Source organism: Sphingobacterium corticibacterium (assembly GCF_004208525.1).
GTDB classification, from domain to species: Bacteria; Bacteroidota; Bacteroidia; order Sphingobacteriales; family Sphingobacteriaceae; genus Sphingobacterium; species Sphingobacterium corticibacterium.
On record NZ_SGIT01000001.1, the window covers coordinates 1241269 to 1263773 of the forward strand.

The 22505-nt window shown below is 40.3% G+C and carries 20 protein-coding genes; 10 read left to right on the forward strand and 10 right to left on the reverse strand.

Annotated elements, in window-relative coordinates; translation table 11 throughout:
• Positions 1-14 precede the first annotated feature (14 nt).
• Positions 15-797 (forward strand): SDR family oxidoreductase, encoded by a 783-nt coding sequence (locus tag EWE74_RS05085; RefSeq protein ID WP_130140412.1) that lies wholly within the window; start codon positions 15-17, stop codon positions 795-797.
• A 249-nt stretch (positions 798-1046) separates the two neighbouring features.
• On the opposite strand, the gene EWE74_RS05090 is transcribed toward EWE74_RS05085, so the two are convergent.
• From EWE74_RS05090 to EWE74_RS05100, 3 genes are read right to left on the reverse strand one after another with little or no spacing between them, the layout of a single operon-like run.
• Positions 1047-1241, reverse strand: a complete 195-nt coding sequence (locus EWE74_RS05090; protein WP_130140413.1) for a hypothetical protein — start codon at positions 1239-1241, stop codon at positions 1047-1049.
• The gene (locus EWE74_RS05095) at positions 1238-1651 is read right to left on the reverse strand and encodes a DUF5675 family protein (protein WP_130140414.1); all 414 of its coding nucleotides are present in this window, start codon (positions 1649-1651) and stop codon (positions 1238-1240) included. The genes EWE74_RS05090 and EWE74_RS05095 overlap by 4 nt, the downstream gene beginning before the upstream one ends.
• On the reverse strand, positions 1651-2409 hold the full coding sequence (locus EWE74_RS05100) for a hypothetical protein (RefSeq protein ID WP_130140415.1): 759 nt from the start codon (positions 2407-2409) through the stop codon (positions 1651-1653). The genes EWE74_RS05095 and EWE74_RS05100 overlap by 1 nt, the downstream gene beginning before the upstream one ends.
• 505 nt (positions 2410-2914) lie before the next feature.
• Between EWE74_RS05100 and EWE74_RS05105 the strand changes: the two genes are divergently transcribed.
• A complete protein-coding gene (locus tag EWE74_RS05105) occupies positions 2915-3097 on the forward strand; it encodes a hypothetical protein (protein ID WP_206365139.1) in 183 nt (60 codons plus the stop codon).
• 21 nt (positions 3098-3118) lie between these two features.
• Here EWE74_RS05105 and EWE74_RS05110 read toward each other — a convergent pair whose 3' ends face one another.
• Positions 3119-4114 carry a hypothetical protein gene (locus EWE74_RS05110; protein ID WP_130140417.1) on the reverse strand — a complete coding sequence of 332 codons (996 nt, stop codon included), beginning with the start codon at positions 4112-4114 and terminating at the stop codon, positions 3119-3121.
• A 233-nt stretch (positions 4115-4347) separates the two neighbouring features.
• On the opposite strand from EWE74_RS05110, the gene EWE74_RS05115 reads away from it, so the two are divergent.
• From EWE74_RS05115 to EWE74_RS05125, 3 genes are all read left to right on the forward strand, one after another.
• Positions 4348-4770 carry a hypothetical protein gene (locus EWE74_RS05115; RefSeq protein WP_130140418.1) on the forward strand — a complete coding sequence of 141 codons (423 nt, stop codon included), beginning with the start codon at positions 4348-4350 and terminating at the stop codon, positions 4768-4770.
• A gap of 75 nt (positions 4771-4845) precedes the next feature.
• Positions 4846-5046, forward strand: coding sequence for a hypothetical protein (locus EWE74_RS05120; protein WP_130140419.1), 201 nt, complete (start codon positions 4846-4848; stop codon positions 5044-5046).
• A gap of 142 nt (positions 5047-5188) precedes the next feature.
• A complete protein-coding gene (locus tag EWE74_RS05125; RefSeq protein WP_130140420.1) occupies positions 5189-5413 on the forward strand; it encodes a hypothetical protein in 225 nt (74 codons plus the stop codon).
• Positions 5414-5445: 32 nt separating this feature from the next.
• Here EWE74_RS05125 and EWE74_RS05130 read toward each other — a convergent pair whose 3' ends face one another.
• Genes EWE74_RS05130 through EWE74_RS05140 form a run of 3 tightly spaced genes read right to left on the reverse strand, consistent with a single transcriptional unit; the run spans position 5446 to position 11481 of the window.
• Complete coding sequence (locus EWE74_RS05130) at positions 5446-6720, reverse strand: TlpA family protein disulfide reductase (protein ID WP_130140421.1); 1275 nt, start codon at positions 6718-6720, stop codon at positions 5446-5448.
• A 5-nt stretch (positions 6721-6725) separates the two neighbouring features.
• Positions 6726-8090, reverse strand: a complete 1365-nt coding sequence (locus EWE74_RS05135; protein ID WP_165384647.1) for a RagB/SusD family nutrient uptake outer membrane protein — start codon at positions 8088-8090, stop codon at positions 6726-6728.
• 7 nt (positions 8091-8097) lie between these two features.
• Complete coding sequence (locus tag EWE74_RS05140; protein WP_165384648.1) at positions 8098-11481, reverse strand: SusC/RagA family TonB-linked outer membrane protein; 3384 nt, start codon at positions 11479-11481, stop codon at positions 8098-8100.
• A 1062-nt stretch (positions 11482-12543) separates the two neighbouring features.
• On the opposite strand from EWE74_RS05140, the gene EWE74_RS05145 reads away from it, so the two are divergent.
• The 5 genes from EWE74_RS05145 to EWE74_RS05165 all read left to right on the forward strand — a co-directional run bounded on the left by EWE74_RS05145 (position 12544) and on the right by EWE74_RS05165 (position 18798).
• On the forward strand, positions 12544-13059 hold the full coding sequence (locus EWE74_RS05145) for a hypothetical protein (protein ID WP_130140424.1): 516 nt from the start codon (positions 12544-12546) through the stop codon (positions 13057-13059).
• A 179-nt stretch (positions 13060-13238) separates the two neighbouring features.
• A complete protein-coding gene (locus EWE74_RS05150; RefSeq protein ID WP_206365140.1) occupies positions 13239-14252 on the forward strand; it encodes a hypothetical protein in 1014 nt (337 codons plus the stop codon).
• A 3-nt stretch (positions 14253-14255) separates the two neighbouring features.
• Positions 14256-15179, forward strand: coding sequence for a hypothetical protein (locus EWE74_RS05155; protein ID WP_130140425.1), 924 nt, complete (start codon positions 14256-14258; stop codon positions 15177-15179).
• Between the two features lie 83 nt (positions 15180-15262).
• Positions 15263-17428 (forward strand): ATP-binding protein, encoded by a 2166-nt coding sequence (locus EWE74_RS05160; protein ID WP_130140426.1) that lies wholly within the window; start codon positions 15263-15265, stop codon positions 17426-17428.
• 8 nt (positions 17429-17436) lie between these two features.
• On the forward strand, positions 17437-18798 hold the full coding sequence (locus EWE74_RS05165; RefSeq protein ID WP_130140427.1) for a hypothetical protein: 1362 nt from the start codon (positions 17437-17439) through the stop codon (positions 18796-18798).
• Positions 18799-18809: 11 nt separating this feature from the next.
• Here EWE74_RS05165 and EWE74_RS05170 read toward each other — a convergent pair whose 3' ends face one another.
• The 3 genes from EWE74_RS05170 to EWE74_RS05180 all read right to left on the reverse strand — a co-directional run bounded on the left by EWE74_RS05170 (position 18810) and on the right by EWE74_RS05180 (position 22503).
• Positions 18810-20036, reverse strand: a complete 1227-nt coding sequence (locus EWE74_RS05170) for a DNA cytosine methyltransferase (protein ID WP_130140428.1) — start codon at positions 20034-20036, stop codon at positions 18810-18812.
• Positions 20037-20142: 106 nt separating this feature from the next.
• Complete coding sequence (locus tag EWE74_RS05175; RefSeq protein WP_130140429.1) at positions 20143-21000, reverse strand: hypothetical protein; 858 nt, start codon at positions 20998-21000, stop codon at positions 20143-20145.
• Between the two features lie 27 nt (positions 21001-21027).
• A complete protein-coding gene (locus tag EWE74_RS05180) occupies positions 21028-22503 on the reverse strand; it encodes a 5-methylcytosine restriction system specificity protein McrC (RefSeq protein WP_130140430.1) in 1476 nt (491 codons plus the stop codon).
• Between the last annotated feature and the right edge of the window lie 2 nt (positions 22504-22505).

The window sequence follows — 22505 nt, forward strand, 5'->3', positions numbered from 1 at the left end:
TTAAATATTAAGGTATGAATAATAAAGTGATAATTGTTACTGGAGCAGCTATGGGTCTTGGTCTTGCAGCTGCCCAAGAGTTTGCCGCTCGAGGTGCTAAACTGGTGTTAGTTGATTACAACAAAGAAGCCCTTGAAAAAGCTACCGATGAAATTCGTAAAGATTTTCCTGCTGTAGAAATTGCTACTTACGTTGCCGATGTTTCTAACGAGGAGGATGTAAAAGGTTACGTTGCACTTACCGAATCTAAATTTGGCAGGATTGACGGACTTTACAATAATGCCGGCATCGAAGGCCGCCAAGCTCCCCTCGCCGAATATGATCTCGATGTATTTAAGAAAGTGGTGGATATTAATTTAATGGGAGTTTATTACGGTATGCGCTATGTTATCCCCGTCATGCAAAAACAAAAATACGGTCGAATTGTAAATGTAGCGTCTGTAGGCGGTATCCGCGGTGTCGTCAACCAGACACCATACGTAGCGACTAAGCACGCTGTATCCGGTATGACTAAAAATGCCGCCATCGAGTACGGTAAAGATGGTATACTGACCAATGCCATCGCACCAGGAGCGATATTAACACCTATGGTAGCTGAAGCTTTCAAGCAGGTAAATCCCGCTAACCCTGCTGATGCAGAGCGCGAATATGCGCAACGAAATCCTACGCGTGCATTAGGACAACCGGAGCATGTAGCGAAGCTTGTCGCCTTCCTTATCGGGGAAGAAAATGGTTACGTGAATGGACAGACCATCGCTATAGATGGTGGAGAATCTAATTTATATGGCAATTCTTAATAGAAAGACAACCTTCTGATATTACTATAAAAAACTCCCGCGGCGCAAGCCTCGGGAGTTCACATCAACATTAAACCAACAAATTACCAATCGCGTCTACGCCTTCGCCGTCGACCTTCTAACAAGCGGCTAGTTAAGTAGCTCACCGCAGCGCCCACCACGGCTATCAAAACCGTATGCAAGAGATTACTCCAGTCGAAGCTGTTCCAGACCGAGCAGAGCGTGCCACCGAGCGTACCAAACTGCACATTACTCATGAGCCTCATCGCTGCCCTCCTTTCTTTCTGGTTCAGAATCATCTTTCCCGTCATCCATTACCTGCTCGATAATGCCTAAGCCTACCGCGATGTACTTCAACACACTCATGGCCTTCGCCGGAAGCTTGATCGGTGCCAGCAGTACCACCTGTACTGCCTGGCTGATTTTTCGGATGATCTTTTTCATCGCCCCTCCCGAATTAAAAGAAACACTTCATATTGCATATCCCACAAACTGTAAACCAATGCCTTAAGTTTTCTCAACGCTTTAGCGCCTTCGTCACCTGTGCCTTCGCCCGTGAGCGTCGTGACAGGTGCAATACAGCCCCGCAATTGCTTCATGGCGTTGTTGGCCGCATGGATCAAGATCGCTTCGCGTCCGAGGACAGCCGGAATACCGATCTGCTCGCCGTGCTTGGTATACGTCCGTTTTTCTAGCTTATAGCGTCCTTCCGGTATACAGCTGAAACGCGGCGTATTATTCCGATCTGGCAGCTCAATCGTATGGCAGATCTTCTCACCTTGAAAATAGATTGTCCCATTGGTCCCCTGCTCTCCGTAAATCCGTCGGAGAACCAAAGTGTGTTTTGTTTTCATTATGGAATATCTACATCGACGATGGTCATGGCGTTATACGGATTATTCTTCAACGGATAATGCACACCGTTACTTTCGAGAAAGGTCTCTATTCCCACGATAATATAGACCACTTTGTCGGAACTCGCAGGCAAACTCACCTGTATCGTTTCTTCCACATGTGCATCGATCAACTGGATATAATCCGATTGCTGCACCAACGGTCTCGGAACAACCTCTGTATCCAGCGTCTGCTCTACCGCGGCCAGCGTAAAGCGGATATGCGTCGCTTCCGGCAGCAATGTCACCTCCCTTCGTGGGTCAAAATCAGGAATAACCAAGGAGACTTCACCCGTTTCTCGGTCAAAAGCCGTAATCAGGCTGCCGCTGAACATAAATTCCAGACTGCTGCTCCCATTAAATTCGAAGCCTTTCAGACGGACCGAATTTTCCGGCAGGAAAATCCGCTGGCCACGTACATTCTCCGAATCCAATTTGATAATACGGTGCACCGTCGACGTCAGCCTGTTGCGGAATGTCTTATCCGCCGTACCACGCATTAAGTTGTTCAGCTGGATGCGGATCAACTTGGCCGTTTTCGCCGCCGTCCCAAATTCCGACATGTTTTCACGTGTCCGCTCAAAATTCGGATCGCTCATGATGCGCGCCTTGTCTACACCTCCCCGCATACGGACTTCATAGCCTCTGCTGCGGTGTTTCGTAAAGGAAAGATCCCCGACCTTTCCTCTAAACTTTACTAAACTTTCTTGTTTTGCCATAATATTTATTTTTTGATAACAACACAAAGATGTAGCGCGGAAAATAAAGGTCTGATCAGTATGGTCGTATCGGATCAATTTGGTATCAAAAAGTAGTTTTTGAGCGGGGTAAAATGTACCGCGAATGTACTGTTAGTGTACCGAAAAGGTACTAAGGGTGTACTGGAAAGGTACTGGAGATCCACTAAGAGGCTACTGGGAAGCTACTAAACGCTATGTATATCTGCCGTAATTTCATGGGCAACCAACCATAGGTACACAACCTATTCTTCGTGAACCGATCTACACTTTTTGGGCAATTTTGATCAGTTTTGATCACATCTGAGCGTAATGGTCACATTTAATCCTTGCATGCTTACTTTTTTACTTCTATTTTAGCTTTTGTAAAACCAAGCAATCAAGAGAGGGCATGCAAGGCGAGGAATTACCTACCCTTGTTGGATCGTTTGGCGGAAAGAATTATGGTTTAACCAATTAATAGAACTTGCTCATGAAAAATCAGCGCATGTGTATCTATGCCAAGGAAGTTAGCAACCTTTTAGGAAAAAGCCCCCAGCAGGCACGCCGTATCCTGTCCCAGATCAAGGACAGTCACGGCAAGGAACAACATCAGTATGTTAGCATTAAGGAATTTGCGGCCTACACCGGACTAGATGAAGAAGAAGTCCGGAAAGTCTGTCAGGGGTAATCAAAGGCATCCAGAGAGGGTTTAGGATGCTTTTTCATTATCCACAATTTCTTTAATCCAGTCCTTGTGGCTTCGCCATGAGTATCCTGGTAAGATGTAAGGTTCTTCCAAAAACTTTAGATGCAGTGCCACTACACCTCCATCTTCTGAATACCCCGTAATGCTGTCTGGGGATACCAGCAATTGACGCGTAACCGACTTAAATTCCGGAAATATATGTTGAAGGCTTATGAGGCTGTCGCTATTATCGATATAAGACTCACCGGAAAGCATATACATATTGATAATAGGTTTCCCTCCGGTACCACGAAGTTCCTTGTCGATCAAGAAGCCGCCTATATCGCTCTTATGAAATACTTTAAAAAAGCTCGTCGTTTTTATAGTATATAATTTTTGCCACTCCGTTGCTTGCTGGCTTAGCACCATATTCTCTTTATACAATGTCGCCAGTTCACTTTCTTTTTGCAAAAGAGAAGTCTTTAATTTAGAAAGATCTACGTCCTTTAACTGAAGTAATGATTTATCCTTTTCACGGTCGCTTAACAACTTCTGCAAATCTGATATGCGGTCTTTTAACTGCTCTTTTAAACCCACTGACCGGTAATACATATTTAGCAGAAATATCAAAGCTGCATAAAACCAAATATGGTACTGCATGTCATGGTGCAGCAGCAGATCAGCACCATACAGCACAACAATTTCCGCGATAATCAAAACTAGCGGCAGAATCCCACCGAATACGATATATCCTAACGAAGACCACAGTCGATTCGCCAAATCACCATCAGGCTCATCAAGGAAATACCAAGTGAAGGATACAATAGCAATAAATAGCGTGGACATTAGACAGTTCTGTAACCAAAGAAAAAATACTTTCCATCTGATAATATATGATACCGAAAAATCATTAAAAGGAAAAAAAGTAGCCAATGTCCCCCCTAAAACACACAATAAGAGCAACATCTTGGCATCAAAATAAGGTGATCGAAAATAGTTAAAGATTTTCTTCCGTTTCATAGTATATACTTCGTCAGTTATAAAGGAGCTTCTAATATACTGGTTTTTTCACCGAAAATCAATCGATTGCGTAATAAAACGAGCGTGTAGAACGTAAAAGTTCGTTCCCCCATGAACTTAGTTCATTCCATTTCTACCCAAAAACGCCCTATTTTACATATTGCTTTACATAATTTTACCACTACAATCAACGGCCTTTTTTAGGTCATTTTATAACCTTTAACATCAATACCATGAACAAACAATTTCCCTTCACCTCAACTGGTGTACAGGAATGGCAAACAGACCTTTATCAACAAGGGGCAACCGCAATACAAAATGAGCGCACGCTAATTGAAGCGGACTTGGTAGCCTGGCTTTCGGTCCGTTTTATACTCCATGCCGATCAACAATCTTTTGCCCAAAACCTTGGTGCACCCACACATCAAATCTATGCTATCGCTATCAGCAACGCACTCGACGAACAGACACCTATTGTATTGGAAAAAGAAGAAAGCTCTGCCAAGAAAGGCAATCCTTACGAACACCCGAAGCTTTCACAGATGCGTTATCAAATCAAAACCAGTGCAGAGGTCGGTACAGTTAAAAGTATATCGGACCCTGTGCAACAACGGGAACTTATCTTCTCGCTACATTATTTAGATAATAAGTTATAGATCAATGTAGTTACGTAACGCGCACCCTCTCTCGCGCCAAAGTGACAACAGCGATCAAGATTAATAAAGTTAAACATGAAGAACACGGACAGACATACGACTGAAAAGACTTCTTTCTCCACAAAAGCTACGAAAGTGGGAAGACTATTTACAATGTCCCCACTCCTGATCGCTGGGCGATCCACGCGGAAGAAAAAGTATGGGACAGCGTATGTAAGTTTTTTGTTCGCCGGCCCCGTCATGTGGCGGTGGCGTAAACACGCCTTGTTTCCGTGAGGCGGTATGGGGAAGATAGTAGAGACCTGCTGTAAAACACAAAGCCTCCGGCAGTCCGGAGGCACAGTGGGCCAACATGCTGTTAACATGTTGTAACCGTTAATAAATCTAAGTAGTAAATATAGTAAAACTGGAGGTCAAAATGGCTTGGTTTGAATTAAAAGCGGGGCAAGATCCGACTCTTCCGCAATCATACGAACCCCAAGATAACCCTTCGTGCTTTGGTTCAGGCAAAATCTGTGCGGTCAACGCAGATGACAACGGCAGTGAACAACCTGATCTAACCGAGGAGCTGAAAAATGAAATGATACAAGCTCTTCATACAGGTATACCACAGCCGAACGTGCAATTGCGCAGTATGGCATAAAAGGGCGCTTTCTCTTATGTTTCAAGGGGAGATTAACCATCTCCCCTTTTTGTTCTTGCCCTTTCTTCAACATGAAGTACCCTGATCGTTCTCCTTGCGGGGACCACTTCGATTCCATATGCCCGGATAGCACTATTCAGTTCTTCCAAATCGTTGTAACTCCCGATAACCATCTTGACTTTATTTTTGACCTCATCCACCACAGGCGGGTAACGCCCACTATAGTCCAATAGGAATGCCAATACACCTGTCCCTTCTACCGTTTGTCCTGTTGTAGAATCTCTCGATTCCTGCGGCGTAACTTCCCGGATCACGAGGCAATCCATTTCGCGTGTCCCCCAGTATACATCTATACCCAGAAAGTTTTCTATATCCTGCCATATGACCTTTACTCTCTCCGCTTCTGGAATATCATTCCCATCCATGCGGTGGTATGAAATAGCGTTTTCATATAACCACCGATTTTGCCCATTCCCACCTTCCTCATACCTATACCGACCTATGGAATCCACATTCCAGACAATACGCTCCGGCGTTAATAAAAACGTTGGCGTTTCTATCTTGGCCGATAACGCCTTAAAAATACCTAACGTCTCTACATTATAAAAATAGCTCTGAAAGATCCCGTTTGCATCATGTTCGGTGTGAATACCGTCGAACATCGGTTTATCATGTCGAAAGCCCGAAAGCTTGACACTACCTAATGATAGCGCATCCACTTCCGGCACAGCGGTCGATATCCCCGTAAGAAAATCGTTTTTCACCGGGACATCAATTTTCTCTCCATCCAAAACACGTTGGATCGTTGGTCCATCGATAAAATCGGCATACGTCACTGCCTTTACTTCTCCCCCGTATATCCATGCGCTGTGCGGAACCGCTTGGTGTGGAAAGTACTTCGACAATATCGTATCGGCATAAATTGTCGGCATTTTTAACTGTTTGTTCTTTAAAAAGGCGTTGTTTTGATAAAACCGCTCCATCTTATCTTTACTTTCCGATGTCACTATTATGATATCCAATTTATTGCCAAAATGCCTTTTTAAGCTATCCAATTTAGGAAAGGACAAGATACAATTCACACAAGACGTATGAAAGAAATCAAAGATGACTAACCTTTCCTGTAATGTCAACATGTCAAAGTTTTCAGCATCATAATGCATAAGCTCCATTATCGGCAACGGGGGTAAAACATCCCCTACCGTTAACGGTTCCATGTTTTCTGTGTTTTTGTCCTGACCAAATGTTACATTGGCCGTCCCACACAGTGTTAAGGTTATGTAAACCCAAAAAATTATTCTTTTCATCTTACTTAGCGTTTGTTTTGTTTAATACCACTCTCACTGATCACTACCTCTGGAATCAGCACCGCATACTTGGGGCTGTTTGGCGGCAAGGTATATTCCTGTCCATTAACCCGACGGATCAAGGTCTTGGCAAATCTGCTATCCAAATTCAACCGTTTCAAATCTGCCCATCGCCGCCCCCGAAACACCAACTCTTTTCGGCGCTCGAGCAATATCTTCTCCAGCAACCTGTCCGCATCCGTTTCGGTCTCTTCGACATATTCCCCACTTTCCCAACGGTTATGCAATAACGTATTCAGATCGTCCAGCGCCTCGTTTACATGCCCCAATCTACAGGCAGCCTCTGCCCTAACAAGAAACATTTCGCTCGTGGTCAGTCCAAGAAAAATACCCGTTGTCGCATTGTTGTAGCTTCCCTTAAAGGCATATGTACCTAAGTTCGCGCCCGTATTCGACCGAAAGAACGCCTGTTTTCGGAGATCGAGGTCGTCATAGCTTCTATACAATGTACTATCGATTTTTGCAAAGGATTGCCCCATTGCACCAATAGTCGGTGTCATAGCGGCGAAGAGTACCTCTTCGTTGAAACGCGCTATAGGAAGCGAAGCCGAAAGCGTCAATTCGTTAAAATCCATTAACCCATCATGGATCGTCAGACAAGAATCTGCGTATTTATAGGCCTCTTCAAACCGCCCCATATCCAAATAGACACGGGCCAGTGCAGCATGGGCAGATGCTTTCCAAGGCAAACCGTCCTGCATCTTGGCCATGGGCAATAAATGTACTGCTTCCCGAAAATCAGCAATTACCTGCACATAGGAATCCTCCAGACTTGCCCTCCCGGATGACGGCCCGATATCGGTATCCAGTCGCAGCGGTATCCCCTCCAGTTCCGTGGCCGTCGCCGGATCATAAGCCAACGCAAAAACGTTCAGCAGTTGATGAAAAGCAAATCCCCGAAAGAAAAGTGCTGCTCCCTTACTTTGTTTGAAACGGGATTGCGGCTGTTCATTTTCGTCCAAAGCCGCCAATACCTCCAGTATCTGGTTGGCCTGATAGACCACTTTATACGGGTTCATCCACTGCGTTGTCAGCACAATAGGCTCATCCGACCATACATGGGTGTTGCGTTCGTCGATAACCGAAATTGATTTCCAATTGGCATCTGTCAAGTAATAATCATCCGTGCCGATCTCGCCCAGCGTAGAGAACGCCAAATTCATCGTATTATAATCGTTGAGCAATAGTTCGGCATGCGCCAACGAATTGGGTACCATCATTTGCCTGTCGGGTTTAACATCCAGGTATGCTGTACAGCCCAACGTGGATAGACCGATCCCTATCGCTAAAAAAATATTTGTTTTCATCATACAGATCTTAAAGTGAAACATTTAAGCCAACCGATACCGACAACGGATCGGGGCTACTGGAACCATACTCTGGGTCGAGTCCTATTTTATTTGCTCGCCATAATGTCGCGACGTTGTACATATATACATACAAGCCCGCATTTTTGAACATTTTGGTACTGGGCAATCTATAATCCAGACGCACATCGCGGAGCTTCACCTGATCAGCCCGTTCGACAAGCGCAGAAGAAAAATTATAGAACGCATCCCCATAATAATTGGGTGGATAACCAAATACAGGCACGTCGGTGAATTGTTCATCCCCAGGTTGTTGCCACCGATCGGCGAAATCGCTATGTCCAATCCCATCACTGACCAGACGCGTATAATTGACCGAACTGCGCATAAATTTATGCCCCAATTGGTAAGCAATATTGAACGACAGCTCCCATGATTTGTAGCGGAACGCATTTCGCAGCGAACCGAAGTAACGTGGCAAGGCAGAACCATGGTTGTCCATATCGGTTACATCCGTGCGGTTATATATGGCGGCATAATCGTCAGAAATCTCACCATCCACATATCCCCGCGGCATACCTGTTTCGGGATCAAGCCCCGCCCATTTGAAAGCATAGATACTATGCAGATCCATCCCTTCAATGGGCGTCATCAGCATACCATGCGCCCCTCCGACGAAGTTGAGCCCCAATGTATTGCTTACGAAAGATTTCGCCACCTTCGTACGGTTATAGGCAAAAACAAGGTCACTCGTCCATTGGAACGAAGGTTTACTGATGTTGACCGAATGAAGTGACAAATCCACGCCCTTGCCTTCCAGATTGGCACTGTTGATATTCAACGTGGCGAATCCCGTGGATGGATCGATCCGCGTAGCAGCTATGAGATCTTTAGGCATCTTATGATAGTATTCCACCGATCCACTGAGTCGATTTCCCTTTAAACTAAAATCAAGCCCCAGATTCCACATACCCACGTTTTCCCATCTTAAATTGGGATTTGGCGGAGACTGTATACGCGCATAGCGCTCGCCGGTGATCGAATTTACCTGTGACTGTATCGCAATAATTGGGTAAGCTGCCACAGAATTATTGACATTCCCGTTATAACCATACGTGGTGCGGAGCTTTAGTTGATCCAGCCAATCAGGTGCAAACGTTTCCTTCGAAACTATCCAAGCACCACCCACCGACCAGAAAGGTTGTCCTTTGTCGTTGGTTCGGACACCAAAAAGATTGGAAGCATCCTTCCGCAAGCTACCGCTCAGGATATACCTATCCAAAAACGTGTAGGACGCATTGGCAAAATGCGAGACATATCTATCCAGTGTCGCAGTATACTGGCGGTAGTCAGGTAACCGCCTTCTGCCCAACATGCCATTCAGATAGGGAAATTCCCGATCCATATCAACCGGTGTATACGCCAGTGTTTCCCTATCCACACCCATGAAAACCGTGGAGTGCACATCATACGCCACATTCCTTATTTCCGATCCCGCCAATGCACTAATCCTGTGCTTGTCTGCAAAATGACCATCATAGGTAAGCTGCCACCGCCCTTGGTGCGAAGTACCCTGCTGATTAAATAAATGCTGAAAATCACCAAGCGGCATTCCCCAATTTACCTGTTGATTGTTCCAATTGGCATAATAGTTTATTTCTGCCCGCAGGTGCGCACTTTCCATCCCGCGCCAAACATCGTTGACACCATTGGTGGATCGGTAGTTGTATAATACGGAAGCTTTTAACCCCGGCAACAGCATATATCCGGCACCGACCGAAACGACCGTTTCCCGACGTGTCAGCTGTTGCGATGTCGCATCCAGTTCTGCCAAGGGCCTGTATTGCCAATCCAACAAACGACCTCCGGCGACTGTATCCCTAAACTCCGGGTGCATCCCTATCAAACCCGCTACTAAGGGGTTCCCGTCTGCATCGGCAAGCTGCATATAAGGATAACCGGCGGTTACACTGTAGCCCACCGCATGATGAGGTTCTTTTTTCCGGGTTTCCGTGTACTGCACACTCAAGTCTATTTCCAGATCTTTTATCGGTCTAAATGTCGTTGCATTGCGCAGGGAAATCCTGTCGTTGCTGTTCGTAACCAAGTGGTCTTTATTATGGTCATAGCCTACGGAAAAAACCGTAGAAAGCTTTTCGCTGCCACCGGAAAGCTGCATGTTGTATTGCTGAAGCAAGGACGGACGATATATATACTTCAAGTAATCCCGTCTCACGTCGTTATCCCTCAGTTCATCTATCTGGCGACGCATTTCTTCCTGACTCAGTAGACCGTCTTTTTCTTTCTTTAAGAGCTGCACCACCGGCGAAATTTCCGTCCAGATGTCGTACATTCTCGAATCATAGTACCCCTGATCTGCCAACAGAAGTTCAACATCAATATAATCGGAAGCACTCATTTGCCGTTGATAAAAGAGATCCGGTTTGTTGGCTACCGTTCCGGCTACATTGACCGACAAACGAAACGGCTCACCGTATTTCCCCCTTTTGGTGGTGATCACCAATACACCATTACCCGATTGCGCACCCCATATGGATGATGAAGCTGCATCTTTCAGTATGGTAATATTCTCGATGTCGTTTGGATTGATGTTATTAAAATGACCTTCGTACGGCATTCCATCTAATACGATCAGCGGCCAACGCTGTGACCGCATGGTACTCATGCCCCGGATATTGATATTGGGTATTTCGCCCCGATTGCTTTCAAAGAACTTTATACTGGATAGGCTTGGCACGACATCTTCCAACCTGCTGATAAGGTCTGATGATACCTTTCGGTTGAAAAGTGCCGAATCCACAAATTCAAAACTCCCTGTTGCCCTTTCCTTCGGAATCTGCTGATATCCGGTGCTTACCACCTCGACTCCCTCTATCTGGTTTTCGAGTGGCTCTAATACAATGGTTAGGTAAGCAGTTTGCGTATTATATTTAATGGTTTGCTTCCTAAAACCGATATGCGTGAATTCCAGTGTGCCGCGTTGTTGCGTCGGCGCTATCCAAAACTTCCCGTTTTTATTCGTGTTCGATCGTATTTCGCCGACACGAAGTGAAACGCCTTCTATGGGTTTATTGTCTACATTGGATCGCACCTCTCCTATCAAAATCCGATGTTGCCCTTCGGCAGCCTCCCGGTTGGAGGGAGACTGCGCCTGAGCGTTGGGTAACACAAACAACATGAAACAAATCAATGACAGTATGTAAAGCATTGATTTGTTCTCTAGTGTTTGGGATATACATAATACTATGCGGGAAGTAGGCAGTAGGTCTCTTCCTTTTTCTTGTTGTGTATCGCCATTGCCGATGGGAATGAGATCTTCCTTTGGTGTGGATGATATACAGGGTATAAAAGTGGTATAATACTCTGATGGCATAAATTCTTGATTTGTTAGTCGTTTTCTAGTTTTACACGCTGATTTGGCATGTATTTTCGAGCGACAGCGACGTATAAACCTCTCTGAGAAAAGAGCATAGCTTCCCCTATCGTGTAATTCTTTCATTTTTTCATGAGTTTTAAAGTGACGCTTGCGTGCAGGAAAAACCTACACTCCAAGCAACACAAGATTTACAACTAAATCGAAAAAATGCGAACGATACGGTCTTCTACGTTGGTTCTATAACACGCTTTGCGCTGTCGCATTTTAGAGAAAAACCGACCCCAAGAATTTTATCTTAAAACAATAATCCTATTTTACGGGATTTTTATTTGCAAGGAAATAGAAAAGTTGATAACTTTAGGTGCGACGCTGAATTTAACAACCGATCAATTGACCTGTGCGAACATTTTGTTTTGATAAACAGAGGTCGGTAGCAGACGCGAAGTCTGAGATGGCATTTTGCTTTTGTTGAGACTTATTAGGTCTCACCCCAAACCGGGCTTTAGGGGTTTTAACAAAAAGCTTACGCCTTCTCTCCTCGCGATCTGTTTGTCGGTGGTGTTATTCGGGCGAACGCTTAACGTTCTGGTAAAGTTGTTTACGGGAAAACCGATGATGCTGATCCTGGATCGGGTTTGGGCGGTTTTGTTTGATGGTGTCATTTCTCGTTTTCATAATCTCTTTTGTTTATAAAAACGATGATGCTCTAAAAGCTAATGTATAGGGAAACTATCGGCTAATAAAAAATGCCAGTAGACGAACCTCTTTTAGCTTGGCCACTTTTCGGCCGCCAGACCGCCCATATCCAAAGGATATGAGACTCCCAAGTTTATCAAGAGGACGCCATACTGGACTTACATATAGTAAAGATATGACAAATCCAGTTAATAGGCGAACTCAAGGTTTAACTCGCGAGTTTATTCTGGCGGAACGTGGGCGAGCAAACATCGTAATAAGTAGAGAAATATCTCTACCTAACTTATTCGCTTTTAATACAAAACAAATATAAAAATAATTTACGTTTTATCAAAAATAAAAATATAGAAATTTAAAAATTTGATGAGTTGGAAGGAAAATCTAGCGAAAGCTATCGCTGAATCAGGATATTCTAATAGACAAATTCATGCATGGACTGGTATATCAACACCTGTACTTAGTAATATGAGTAATCAGAAGCATGACAGTCTAAAAGTTGAACAGTTTGTCAAACTTAAGTTACTGTTCAAGAAAGACCATGGAAAGTTTGTTTATGAAATTTTTGGCGAAGAATACTTTTCCGGGGTCACGCCAATTGAGAAGTCCGTAGAGTTAACCACGCTTGGTGAAATTTTAACGAATCAGTATTACTATGAACGGCTTCCTAAAAAGGAGATAAGTAAATCGACAGGACTTACTTCCCAAAGACTCAACTATATTATAGAAGAAGAAGATGAAACAATAAAGATTGACGAGTTAACAAAAATTGAATTAGCATTAGATGTGCCCATCGGGACATTAGTGAAGAAGAGGTTTCCAAAAATCAAATTGAATACACCGAGACAATATGAGGCGGCCTTGAAGAAATTAAAGGAGTGATTGACGAACAGAAAGTACGATGATGTTTCGGAGACTTCGCCAATTAAATATATAACCAATTGATAAAAAATTATGTTTAAAAACCTAGTGAAATACAAACAGGGCAAGATTCGAAATTCGATTAGTAAATGATGTTTTTCGACCGACAATAAGAGATACTTAATTAAAAAAGTAAACAGATGGAAATATATAGTGAATACGAAGATAAAGTTATCCGAAGTAAAGTCTTCCTTGCGGATATAGACTATAAAGAAGCCCTGGAAAAACTTTATCCTCTAATAAATCGTTTTGATGCGCAAAGAAAACTTCAAGACACAAAGTTTTATAGTCGACTAGAGCGCGATATTATTGCTGGATGCATGATGCCACCAATAACTATCGCTTTTGTTTCAGAAAATATAGAAGGCATTGGGAATTGGCAAAAATATATTAATGAGAACATTAATAGCGCCTATATATTAGATGGTATACAAAGAATGAATACTCTACAAAGGGCTTCATCTCAAAATGGATTCGAAGAAACTAGAAAGCTCTTGTTGAACATCATTATATCGCCAACAAAAGATATGCTCTTGTACCGTATGATAACCCTAAACAACGGACAAAAACCGATGACTCCACGTCATCAAATTGAAATTCTAACTCAGGAAATTTTTGATTTCTCACATCTGAAAATTGACATTCAAAGTGAAAAAGATAGAAGTGAACAAACAATTAGAGGAGCTTTTAATTTAGGAGATATCTCTAAAGGATACTTAGCATATTTAACAAATAACGTCCACAATGAAAACACGAAGATAATCGGTGAGAAAATGGATCAAATTCTCATTGGGAGAATTTTAGACTCACAAATAACCGATTTAAAAATTGAATTTAAGGACATTATAGAATTAATCGACAAGATAGCCTCTGTAAATGAGGAAATTAAAACTTGGCTCAAAGTCTCCAATAATCTTATTGGCTTCTGTGTAGGTATAAAAGTTAGCTATGAAACGATAAAATTAGAATCTCCTGAATCAATAGTCGAAGAAATTAGAAAATTTGAAGAGGCTTTTAAAGCAATTAACCCCTCTAAGGTTAACTTAGGAAAATACAGAAGAGAGCTATCAAAATACTTCATTGAGGAATATAATATTATCAAAAATAAAAGTGCTGACGAACTTGTGGAAACATTTGCCGAATTAACACTTTAATAAATGAACAAATTGTTTGAACTAACGGAGCAAGGTGATTCCGAGACATTTTTGATTGGAGAAGAATTTAAACTTACAGAATCTACACCTTCTAGTTACAATATACTGAGAGTTATAATTGGTAATGTCATTATAACAAACATCGGCACGGAAAGCTCAACATCAATTTTCGAAAATTTTCTCGCGAAATGGTATGAATTTTCAGAGGAAAAATCGTTTGAAGAAAATGTAGCGAAAATTTTAAATGAATCTCTGGAAACCTCAGATTTAAAATTATTTTTTTTTGACAGAAGATATAACTTAAAAAACAAAGATTTTTTCAACCGACTAGAAAACGAGTTTTGTAATTTTTTGACATATGAAACAAAAGGTAGCCACACAACTTCCTTCGTGTTTCTTTATAGAATATTAGAAGTAGTTTCATTTTCATTTCCATTGATTTACGCTTCTAAAACATATGACTTCAAGCATACATACGGAATATTAAAAGAAATGTTTGATTCGAATAATGGTAACTCTAAAGGGGAGTTAGGGTTCCTAAAAAGCGCTATCCAAGTAATTTTTAAAGAAAGTGAACTAATGAATACGTCAGTTGATATTGAATTTGATGAAACTTTAGAAAAAAGCGAGAAAATATACACAGCCATTAGGAATGTAATAAAAGATCAAAATATTTTTCACGGAGATACTATTGAAAACTCTAAGATAAGCATTTGTTTTGGCCAAGTTAGTTCTTTCATAATATCATTAAGAAATAGATTTTTCCATTTATTTAATCGGGGAGATAAAAACCTGGAATCACATGAGATAGTTGATCCGGATTATTTTTTTTCGAAAATAAACAAACAGCTATTCAGTTGGATTTGCGTTGTTTATATTGAGATTTTAAAGTTTCTTATAGGTGAACATGAAAGGAATATACATTAAATTTTCTTATTTTAATGCCAGTATAAAATTTAAAAAAAACTTATATTCCCAACGGATTATTATAAAAATATAGACTGAAGCAAATGAGCACTCAAACTTCCACTCACAACATAAAAGCTAAGAGTCACATTTTAAGCCTCTTAGGAGACGAATTAATTGGAAGTGATAGTCTAGCCATTTTTGAACTAGTTAAAAATGCATATGACGCAGATGCAGAAGAAGTTATTGTAGAATTTATAAATCTTAACCAGTCAAATCAACAAATAATTATTGAGGATGACGGGCATGGAATGACTAATAAGATTATACAGGATGTTTGGCTAACCATCGGCACTGATTTTAAAAGAGGAAAAAACAGGAAAGAAAGTAAAAAATTTAATAGGGTTTCCTTCGGAAATAAGGGCGTAGGAAGATTAGCCGTACATAAACTAGCTAAGAAAATTACTTTGGAAACACAGGCTGAGGGAGAAATGTTTTCAAGTCGACTAACCATTGATTGGGCTGAACTAATTGCTTCCAAAGAATATATTCAGGATTTGGAAGTAGCTTTAGAAACTATAGCTGATCAATTGTTTAAAAAAGGAAAGGGGACCCGCATTATTTTAGACAAACTAACTACTAAAAAATGGACTAAAAAAGCGTTAAAAGATTTAGTGCGGAAAATTGATAATATAAAAAACCCGTTTTCCCCCAATCCAAATTTTAACATTAAAATCAAAGCAAACGATTTTCATCAGGAGTGGATAAGTGAAGTTACTAAAAGTAATGACATACTTAAAGATAGTTTGTATCAATTTGGATTTAAAATTAAAGTCAGTGATAACGCTAAGGAAACTTTTGCAAAGTTTCTGTGGAGATATTCATTTAACCCTCCATCTCAGACGGGGATTTCGAAGAGAACGGCTCGAAATACCGATAGCGTAAATCTCCACATCGGCGAATTATACAAAGATCTTGATGGTGAAGAAGAATATAATAGATACTTAAGAAATAAAGATTTGATTGACATCGGCATTATTAAGGGGAAGTTCTATGTATTCAACCAAAATTCTATTCTTTTAAAAATGGATTTTGGAGGACAGATCAATGCTGTCAAACAATTTATTAAGGACAATTCAGGCGTTAAAATCTTCCGAGATAACATAAGAGTTTACAACTATGGCGAACCATACGATGATTGGTTAGGTCTTGACCTGGACAAAATCCAAAGAGCAGGGGACCATTTTGGAAAAAAGGTCACTATCGGAGCAATAGAACTTAATTTAAAATTGAGTAATGATGGTTTGATTGAAAAAACAAACCGCGAAGGTTTTATTGATAATATTCCATTTAACAGATTTCAGTTATTAGTAAAGGAAGTTTTTAATTTCTTTGAAAGAGAAGCTGGAAATGACAAAGACTCAGTTGAAGCATTTTTAGAACAAACACGACCTGTTAAAAAAATTGGTTTCGGAGAAACTATAAAGGAACTGGAAAGCAAGATTAAAGATAAAAACCTTGAAAAAGAATTAGCTCCACTACTTATCCGTGTGGACAAAGATTATACTGAAATGCGTGATATTATGGTCAATTCGGGTATGACGGGTTTAAATTTAGGAGTAGCTTTTCACGAAGTAGATAGAGAAATTAGATTTATTAATGCGGATCTAAATTCCAATAATGTTGATATTGAAGAAGTCAAAGATAAAGTCAGAAATCTGATTCAAATACTTGAAAGCCTATCTCCTATATTAAGGCAAAATAAAAGTTCACTGTCGTCTGCTAAAAAAGTCGTAGAAATAGCTAAAAAAAGAAATAGTAATCGATTTAATTTTCACAAGATAGTTTTTTCATCCCCAGTTTTAACGGAGGAAAACGAAGATTTTAGCTTTAAGGTTCCTACAAATCTCCTGATTTCTGCAATTTCAAATATAATAGACAATGCAATATACTGGACAAGAACACAATCTGACTTCGTTAAAAATGTAGGAGAGCAATACAAACCCGCAATTTATATAGGAACAGATTTATTCACGTTCGAAGGTCCCTCAATAATTATTGCAGATAATGGTCCAGGATTTTCATCTGAGCCAGAGTATCTCACTCAACCGTTTAAAACGAAAAAAGAAGGAGGAATGGGGCTTGGATTATATTTTGCTGACCTAGTTATGAATATGATTGGGGGGAAACTACTTTTTCCAGATAATTCAGATTTAGAAATTCCTAAGGTATATAACGGAGCCTGCATCGCATTAGTATTCCCTAAATAATTTAAAGTATGTTGGAAAAACAAAACAAAATTATAATAGTTGACAATGTTTCTGAGCAATTGGAAATATTGGGAAAATCATTCTTTGAAAACGGTTTGGGGTGTAGGACTTTTAAATACGACATAAGTTATGATGAGCCATTAGAGAAAGTTAGAATAGCTTTTTTTGACATTAACCTCACAGAAAAAACAGTAGATGCAAATTACGAAAGTGACGCCCAGATTCTTGCAAATAATACGCCTGTTTTTAATGATTTGGCTAATGCTATCAACCAATATATATCTAAAAATAACGGCCCGTATGTGTTGATTTTTTGGACAGCAAACAGCCGGATTGTAGAAGCGTTTAAATTATACATGAGAGATCCCGCAAGAGGATTTGGAGAAACAGCATCCCCTATACTTATAGATTGTATAGATAAAACAGCATTTGTTGATGGGAATGACGAACAGGAGAATTTGTCAGACAGAGTATTAGCATTACTGAATAGTAATGAAAAAATCAAATTTTTATTCGATTTGGAAGAAAATGCCAAAAATGCAGGGGAAAGTACGTTAGACAGAATTTATGATATTCTCCCAAAAAATGATGAATGGGGAAAAAGTGAACAGTTGTTTGAAGACTTAGATAAAGTTTTATCCAAAATTGCGGCTTCAACACTTGGTTTCCAACACGCAAAGGAAAATTCTAAAAAAGCTCTTTACGAAGGTTTACTTCCTATAGTAAATTATGAATTTCTTAATAGCGAAAGTAATGTAAACTGGACAGAAATAGTAAGTCAATTAAACCAAGCTAATCGGTACAACGATATAGCTAGTCCTGACATTAATATTCAGCATAAGGTTAACACTCTTTATCATATAGAAGATTTTGAGAATCACTCAAAAGATACTAGAGGTTGTGTAATAGAAATAGATAAAAGCAACAAAGAATTAATAACTTCTTTTGGCATTAGTAATTATGATGTCTGGTTTAATGATTTAGTCCCAATAGATGACAAGGCCACTAGAAAGACTATAAGAAGTAATTCAAAAATGATCGCATTAGAGTTTAGTGCAGCTTGTGATTATTCAAATAAAAAAAATAGAATTAACAAGTACATTTTAGGTGTTACAACAGATTATTTTGACTTAGATACATTTCTTAATAAAACCCGTAAAAGCGAAAGCAGTTATCACCTGGGTATGTGCTGCTTTCGTCATCATGAGACAAATCATAATATATGGCTAAATCTCAATTATGTATTTGGAACTTTTGAAACCGATAAGAGATTTGGGAATCCACTATTTATCTTCAAAAAGGAAATAATGGATATGTTAGGTAACAAATATGCTAGTCACATATCAAGAATCGGGATAACTAACCTCTAGGTTAGGGTTAATTAATTACCAATTATCGTAAATATCCTTTGAGCAATTGACTGCGCCATCAGTGGCGGAACCGCATTACCGATTTGTTTGAACGCCGCGGTCCGATTCTGATTTTCTTTAACCCCTTCGAAATAGAAATCGTCTGGGAAAGACTGTATCCTTGCCGCTTCTCTAACTGAGATTGATCTTAGCTGATCTGGCGAAGGGTGGATAAAATGATGACCGTCCTTTGCTATATGCGCAATCATGGTATGAGGTAATCTATCAACCACTTTGAATCTGTCCAAAAAGTCTTCGACATTTTTTTGCGTACGCATTGACTCAGGAATATCGCAGTTTTTTATTCTAGATCCATTTTCTAGGCGCTGAATAGCCAATTTATAAATCTCCAGATCTTTCTCGTTATGCGGACGTGCAACATGCAGTGTGGTAAAATCGATTCCATTCCGAATAGAACTTTGATGCAAAAAATCGGTCGATTCGCCGGAATATTTTGTCCATCGATGCCCCTCGCCTGGTTTTAACGGAGGAAGATCACTAAAAATATCGTCTCTAAAGTGCTGCTTATTCACCGGATCAAACTCGGGATAAGCAAATGTAACGTCTTTTCGCCATCCAATTATAATTAGTCTTCTACGTTGTTGAACCACCCCAAAGTCCCGAGCATCCAAAAGACGTTCATCAATAAAGTATCCTAATTTCTTAAAATACTTTTTTATCGCAGCGTAATATATTCCTCCGTCAGAAGATTTTAATCCCGGTACATTTTCAAAAACAAAAAGCTTGGGCTTATAATAATTCAAGAATTTACCATATTCAATAAACAGGTTCTTTCTTTCATCCTTTTTTTTATGTTTAAGTGCTCCGCGGCCTGTGGTGGAATAAGCTTGACATGGAGGTCCACCTACAATCATATCGACCTCGCGATCTTCTTTTAGATAATCAATAGAATCAAATATTTCTTTATTATTTTCACTGGAGATAGTCTTATTGATAACAGAAGACATCAAGTGATCTGGAATATAAGCATATAGGGTTTCTCTATCGATTTCTCCTTTCAAATATTCATGATATTTTTCTAGATCATTTGTTTCTCGCAGATAATGATACGCTACCCGAGTCTTTAAAGTGAGACAAGCGGCTTTATCGGCTTCGACATGCGCAATAGGTTCATACCCCGCACGGATAAATCCTTCGGATAATCCCCCTGCTCCTGCAAATAGATCGATGAAATTCACTTTTCTCCCTATAAAATAGTTATACTTTTTTTGATGCTAAAATATAACATATTATTTGGTATAGCAAAATTAATTGGTTATGGTTGATAATGAATAGTTAGCAACCCTATGAGTCCATCCTTTTTTCTAGTCGAGTTGTGATATTTTCCAAACTGGCAAAGACATTTTTTACTTCACCACCGATTTTCATCGCCTCTTCTTCCGCATAGTTAATATTGTTAACCTTAAGATGCTCAATTCTCGATGTACAATTTCTGATAAGTATGATTAGCTGCCCCTGCATGGCTATCCTATTTTGATCGGACTCTTGCATCTGCTGTACTTCTTTAAATAACGGAATCAGAAATTCGTTGTGTAAAGACCGTATATCAACTTCACCAGTGCCGATATACTTGTTAAAGCTCTCCATCATCTGGTAATACTTTTCCTTTCCTAAAAAGTCATAAAATTCGGGAAACCTAGAGTATAGATCATCAACTGAAAGCCTCATCTGTTCTTGATCTTGTGCGATAGACATTATATTCTTTTCATTCGATTGCATTAACTGATGCATTCGCTTATCTAGAAAATCAATTTGATAAAACATCTTGTTATAACTTTTAACCGTTTCTTCAGAATCTCCAAACAATAAAACGTAGCCTTCGAATACACTTTGGCTATCAATACCATTCAATCTATCCATTTGGTTGCTTGCGAGTAACTGAGGATAGTGGATTTTGAAAGGGTTATCTTTAATACTGTTGCCTTGTGTTTCAAAGTGGGATATCTGTTCTTTTGACTTTTCCAAAACCTCGCGCAAAAGATTGACAATAAAACGCATGCGGTTTCGCTGGTACTCCTCTTGCTTTTCTCGATCTATTTTTCGGTTAGTTTGAATAGTCTCTTGAAATATATAAAACGCCCCGCCTATTCCTACTATTGCGCCTATGATAGCAATAGATAGATCTGATAAATATTGACACATGATAACTACAGTAGTTTATTTATTATTTTACAATATGGGTAGCCTCACGCCTATCTTATACACTTTGTGATAAACCGGCACCTGATTCTTTGTTGCGCTAAAAGCTCGCTTGATAGCATCGAGCGAAAATTTTTTCTTTAGCTCGTTCAAATCCTCCAAATCAATACCACTCTCCAAATCGGGATATACGATCAGACAATCAATATGCCGGTCATCTTTAATTTCAAGCTCTTCGCGCACTCTATTTAAACGCGCATAACCAGCTACCTGTCGGATGTCTTGATGTATATGGCTGTGTTTATAATGCAATTTATATTTGGCATCAATGATCATCGAATAATTTCCGTTTTTAACTAAGATATCCAAAGCGTTGCCATAAGTGGAAAATTGATACCGGATCTTTCCGGTGTCATTCCCATTTGCTTGCAGTAGTTTCTGATAAACGTACAGCTCGAAGAGCAGTGGCATATCGATCCAAAAAGGAGGCGTTTTTACCTTTTTCTCCGTCGTTTGGGTAATATTGAAGGCAAACCGCTTTAGGATATACTGACCGATCTGGATCGCCTCCTTATATTCCTTGAAGAACGGATTATGCTTTAAATGGCGGAGCTGTTCTTCGGCAATTTGATTACCGACATGCTCAAAAGACGGACGAGCATAGTTTACAAGGTGTAAGATTGCACCTTCGTTGCTCCTGAAGATGTCCTTATTATTCTCCACGTAGCTAGCGACAAAGCTCAACACTTTTTTGAGAAATCGATTTTCGATACTGTCTTCTCCAAACTGTTGATACGAACAATGGGTTTGTGTAAGTCGGTTACGCAGGATATTATTTTTTATCTGCTCAGAGACCAAGATTTTGCCTTTGACACGATTGCTAAGATTTTCCTGCACATTGTAATAGGACTTTTTAAGTCCCTTTCGTACGATGCGCTGTAGAAGTTGTAAGTACTGCACCACCAGAAAAGGTGTAAGTTGGTCCTGCTCTTGGGAAATGGGAACACATATCTCGTCCCACTCTATCTTGACGAGGTCGCCGCATTCTTTTGAAACAGTGGCGTCGGCCATCACCTCGAGAATCATCTTGAGAAAGTTTATTTCTTTGAACTCGCCTTTGATGTCGGTCAACTCCTGCTCCGCTTGCTCCTCATTACGCTCAGCAGACTCAACATCTTCTTCGGCCACATTAGTTTGGTCGTTAAAGAATTTCGTTGTTTTCGAATTGACCTTCGGTTCTACCTGTATATACCGTTCGCCTCTGAGCAACCAATCCACGCCGATAAAATAACCGGGCTGTATGACGATTCTGTTTTCTTCCTTAAAGTGCGAAACTTCATAACAATTTTGTCTTGGTCGAAAGAGTTTGCTCCTTAGATTACGGTATTGCAAAAAAACGTCAGCGGCCAACGAAAGCTTCCCCGAATTGGTATCGAAATGGCTTTCGGTTATCTCATCATTCCGGAGGATCTCGCCTCTGATATGCTCACGCAATACAAACCCCATGG

Excerpts from the sequence above, each read along its gene's own strand:
- EWE74_RS05085 (WP_130140412.1), top strand. The coding sequence starts at position 15 with ATGAATAATAAAGTGATAATTGTTACTGGAGCAGCTATGGGTCTTGGT.
- EWE74_RS05090 (WP_130140413.1), bottom strand. The coding sequence starts at position 1,241 with ATGAAAAAGATCATCCGAAAAATCAGCCAGGCAGTACAGGTGGTACTG.
- EWE74_RS05095 (WP_130140414.1), bottom strand. The coding sequence starts at position 1,651 with ATGAAAACAAAACACACTTTGGTTCTCCGACGGATTTACGGAGAGCAG.
- EWE74_RS05100 (WP_130140415.1), bottom strand. The coding sequence starts at position 2,409 with ATGGCAAAACAAGAAAGTTTAGTAAAGTTTAGAGGAAAGGTCGGGGAT.
- EWE74_RS05105 (WP_206365139.1), top strand. The coding sequence starts at position 2,915 with ATGTGTATCTATGCCAAGGAAGTTAGCAACCTTTTAGGAAAAAGCCCC.
- EWE74_RS05110 (WP_130140417.1), bottom strand. The coding sequence starts at position 4,114 with ATGAAACGGAAGAAAATCTTTAACTATTTTCGATCACCTTATTTTGAT.
- EWE74_RS05115 (WP_130140418.1), top strand. The coding sequence starts at position 4,348 with ATGAACAAACAATTTCCCTTCACCTCAACTGGTGTACAGGAATGGCAA.
- EWE74_RS05120 (WP_130140419.1), top strand. The coding sequence starts at position 4,846 with ATGAAGAACACGGACAGACATACGACTGAAAAGACTTCTTTCTCCACA.
- EWE74_RS05125 (WP_130140420.1), top strand. The coding sequence starts at position 5,189 with ATGGCTTGGTTTGAATTAAAAGCGGGGCAAGATCCGACTCTTCCGCAA.
- EWE74_RS05130 (WP_130140421.1), bottom strand. The coding sequence starts at position 6,720 with ATGAAAAGAATAATTTTTTGGGTTTACATAACCTTAACACTGTGTGGG.
- EWE74_RS05135 (WP_165384647.1), bottom strand. The coding sequence starts at position 8,090 with ATGATGAAAACAAATATTTTTTTAGCGATAGGGATCGGTCTATCCACG.
- EWE74_RS05140 (WP_165384648.1), bottom strand. The coding sequence starts at position 11,481 with ATGCCATCAGAGTATTATACCACTTTTATACCCTGTATATCATCCACA.
- EWE74_RS05145 (WP_130140424.1), top strand. The coding sequence starts at position 12,544 with ATGAGTTGGAAGGAAAATCTAGCGAAAGCTATCGCTGAATCAGGATAT.
- EWE74_RS05150 (WP_206365140.1), top strand. The coding sequence starts at position 13,239 with ATGGAAATATATAGTGAATACGAAGATAAAGTTATCCGAAGTAAAGTC.
- EWE74_RS05155 (WP_130140425.1), top strand. The coding sequence starts at position 14,256 with ATGAACAAATTGTTTGAACTAACGGAGCAAGGTGATTCCGAGACATTT.
- EWE74_RS05160 (WP_130140426.1), top strand. The coding sequence starts at position 15,263 with ATGAGCACTCAAACTTCCACTCACAACATAAAAGCTAAGAGTCACATT.
- EWE74_RS05165 (WP_130140427.1), top strand. The coding sequence starts at position 17,437 with ATGTTGGAAAAACAAAACAAAATTATAATAGTTGACAATGTTTCTGAG.
- EWE74_RS05175 (WP_130140429.1), bottom strand. The coding sequence starts at position 21,000 with ATGTGTCAATATTTATCAGATCTATCTATTGCTATCATAGGCGCAATA.
- EWE74_RS05180 (WP_130140430.1), bottom strand. The coding sequence starts at position 22,503 with ATGGGGTTTGTATTGCGTGAGCATATCAGAGGCGAGATCCTCCGGAAT.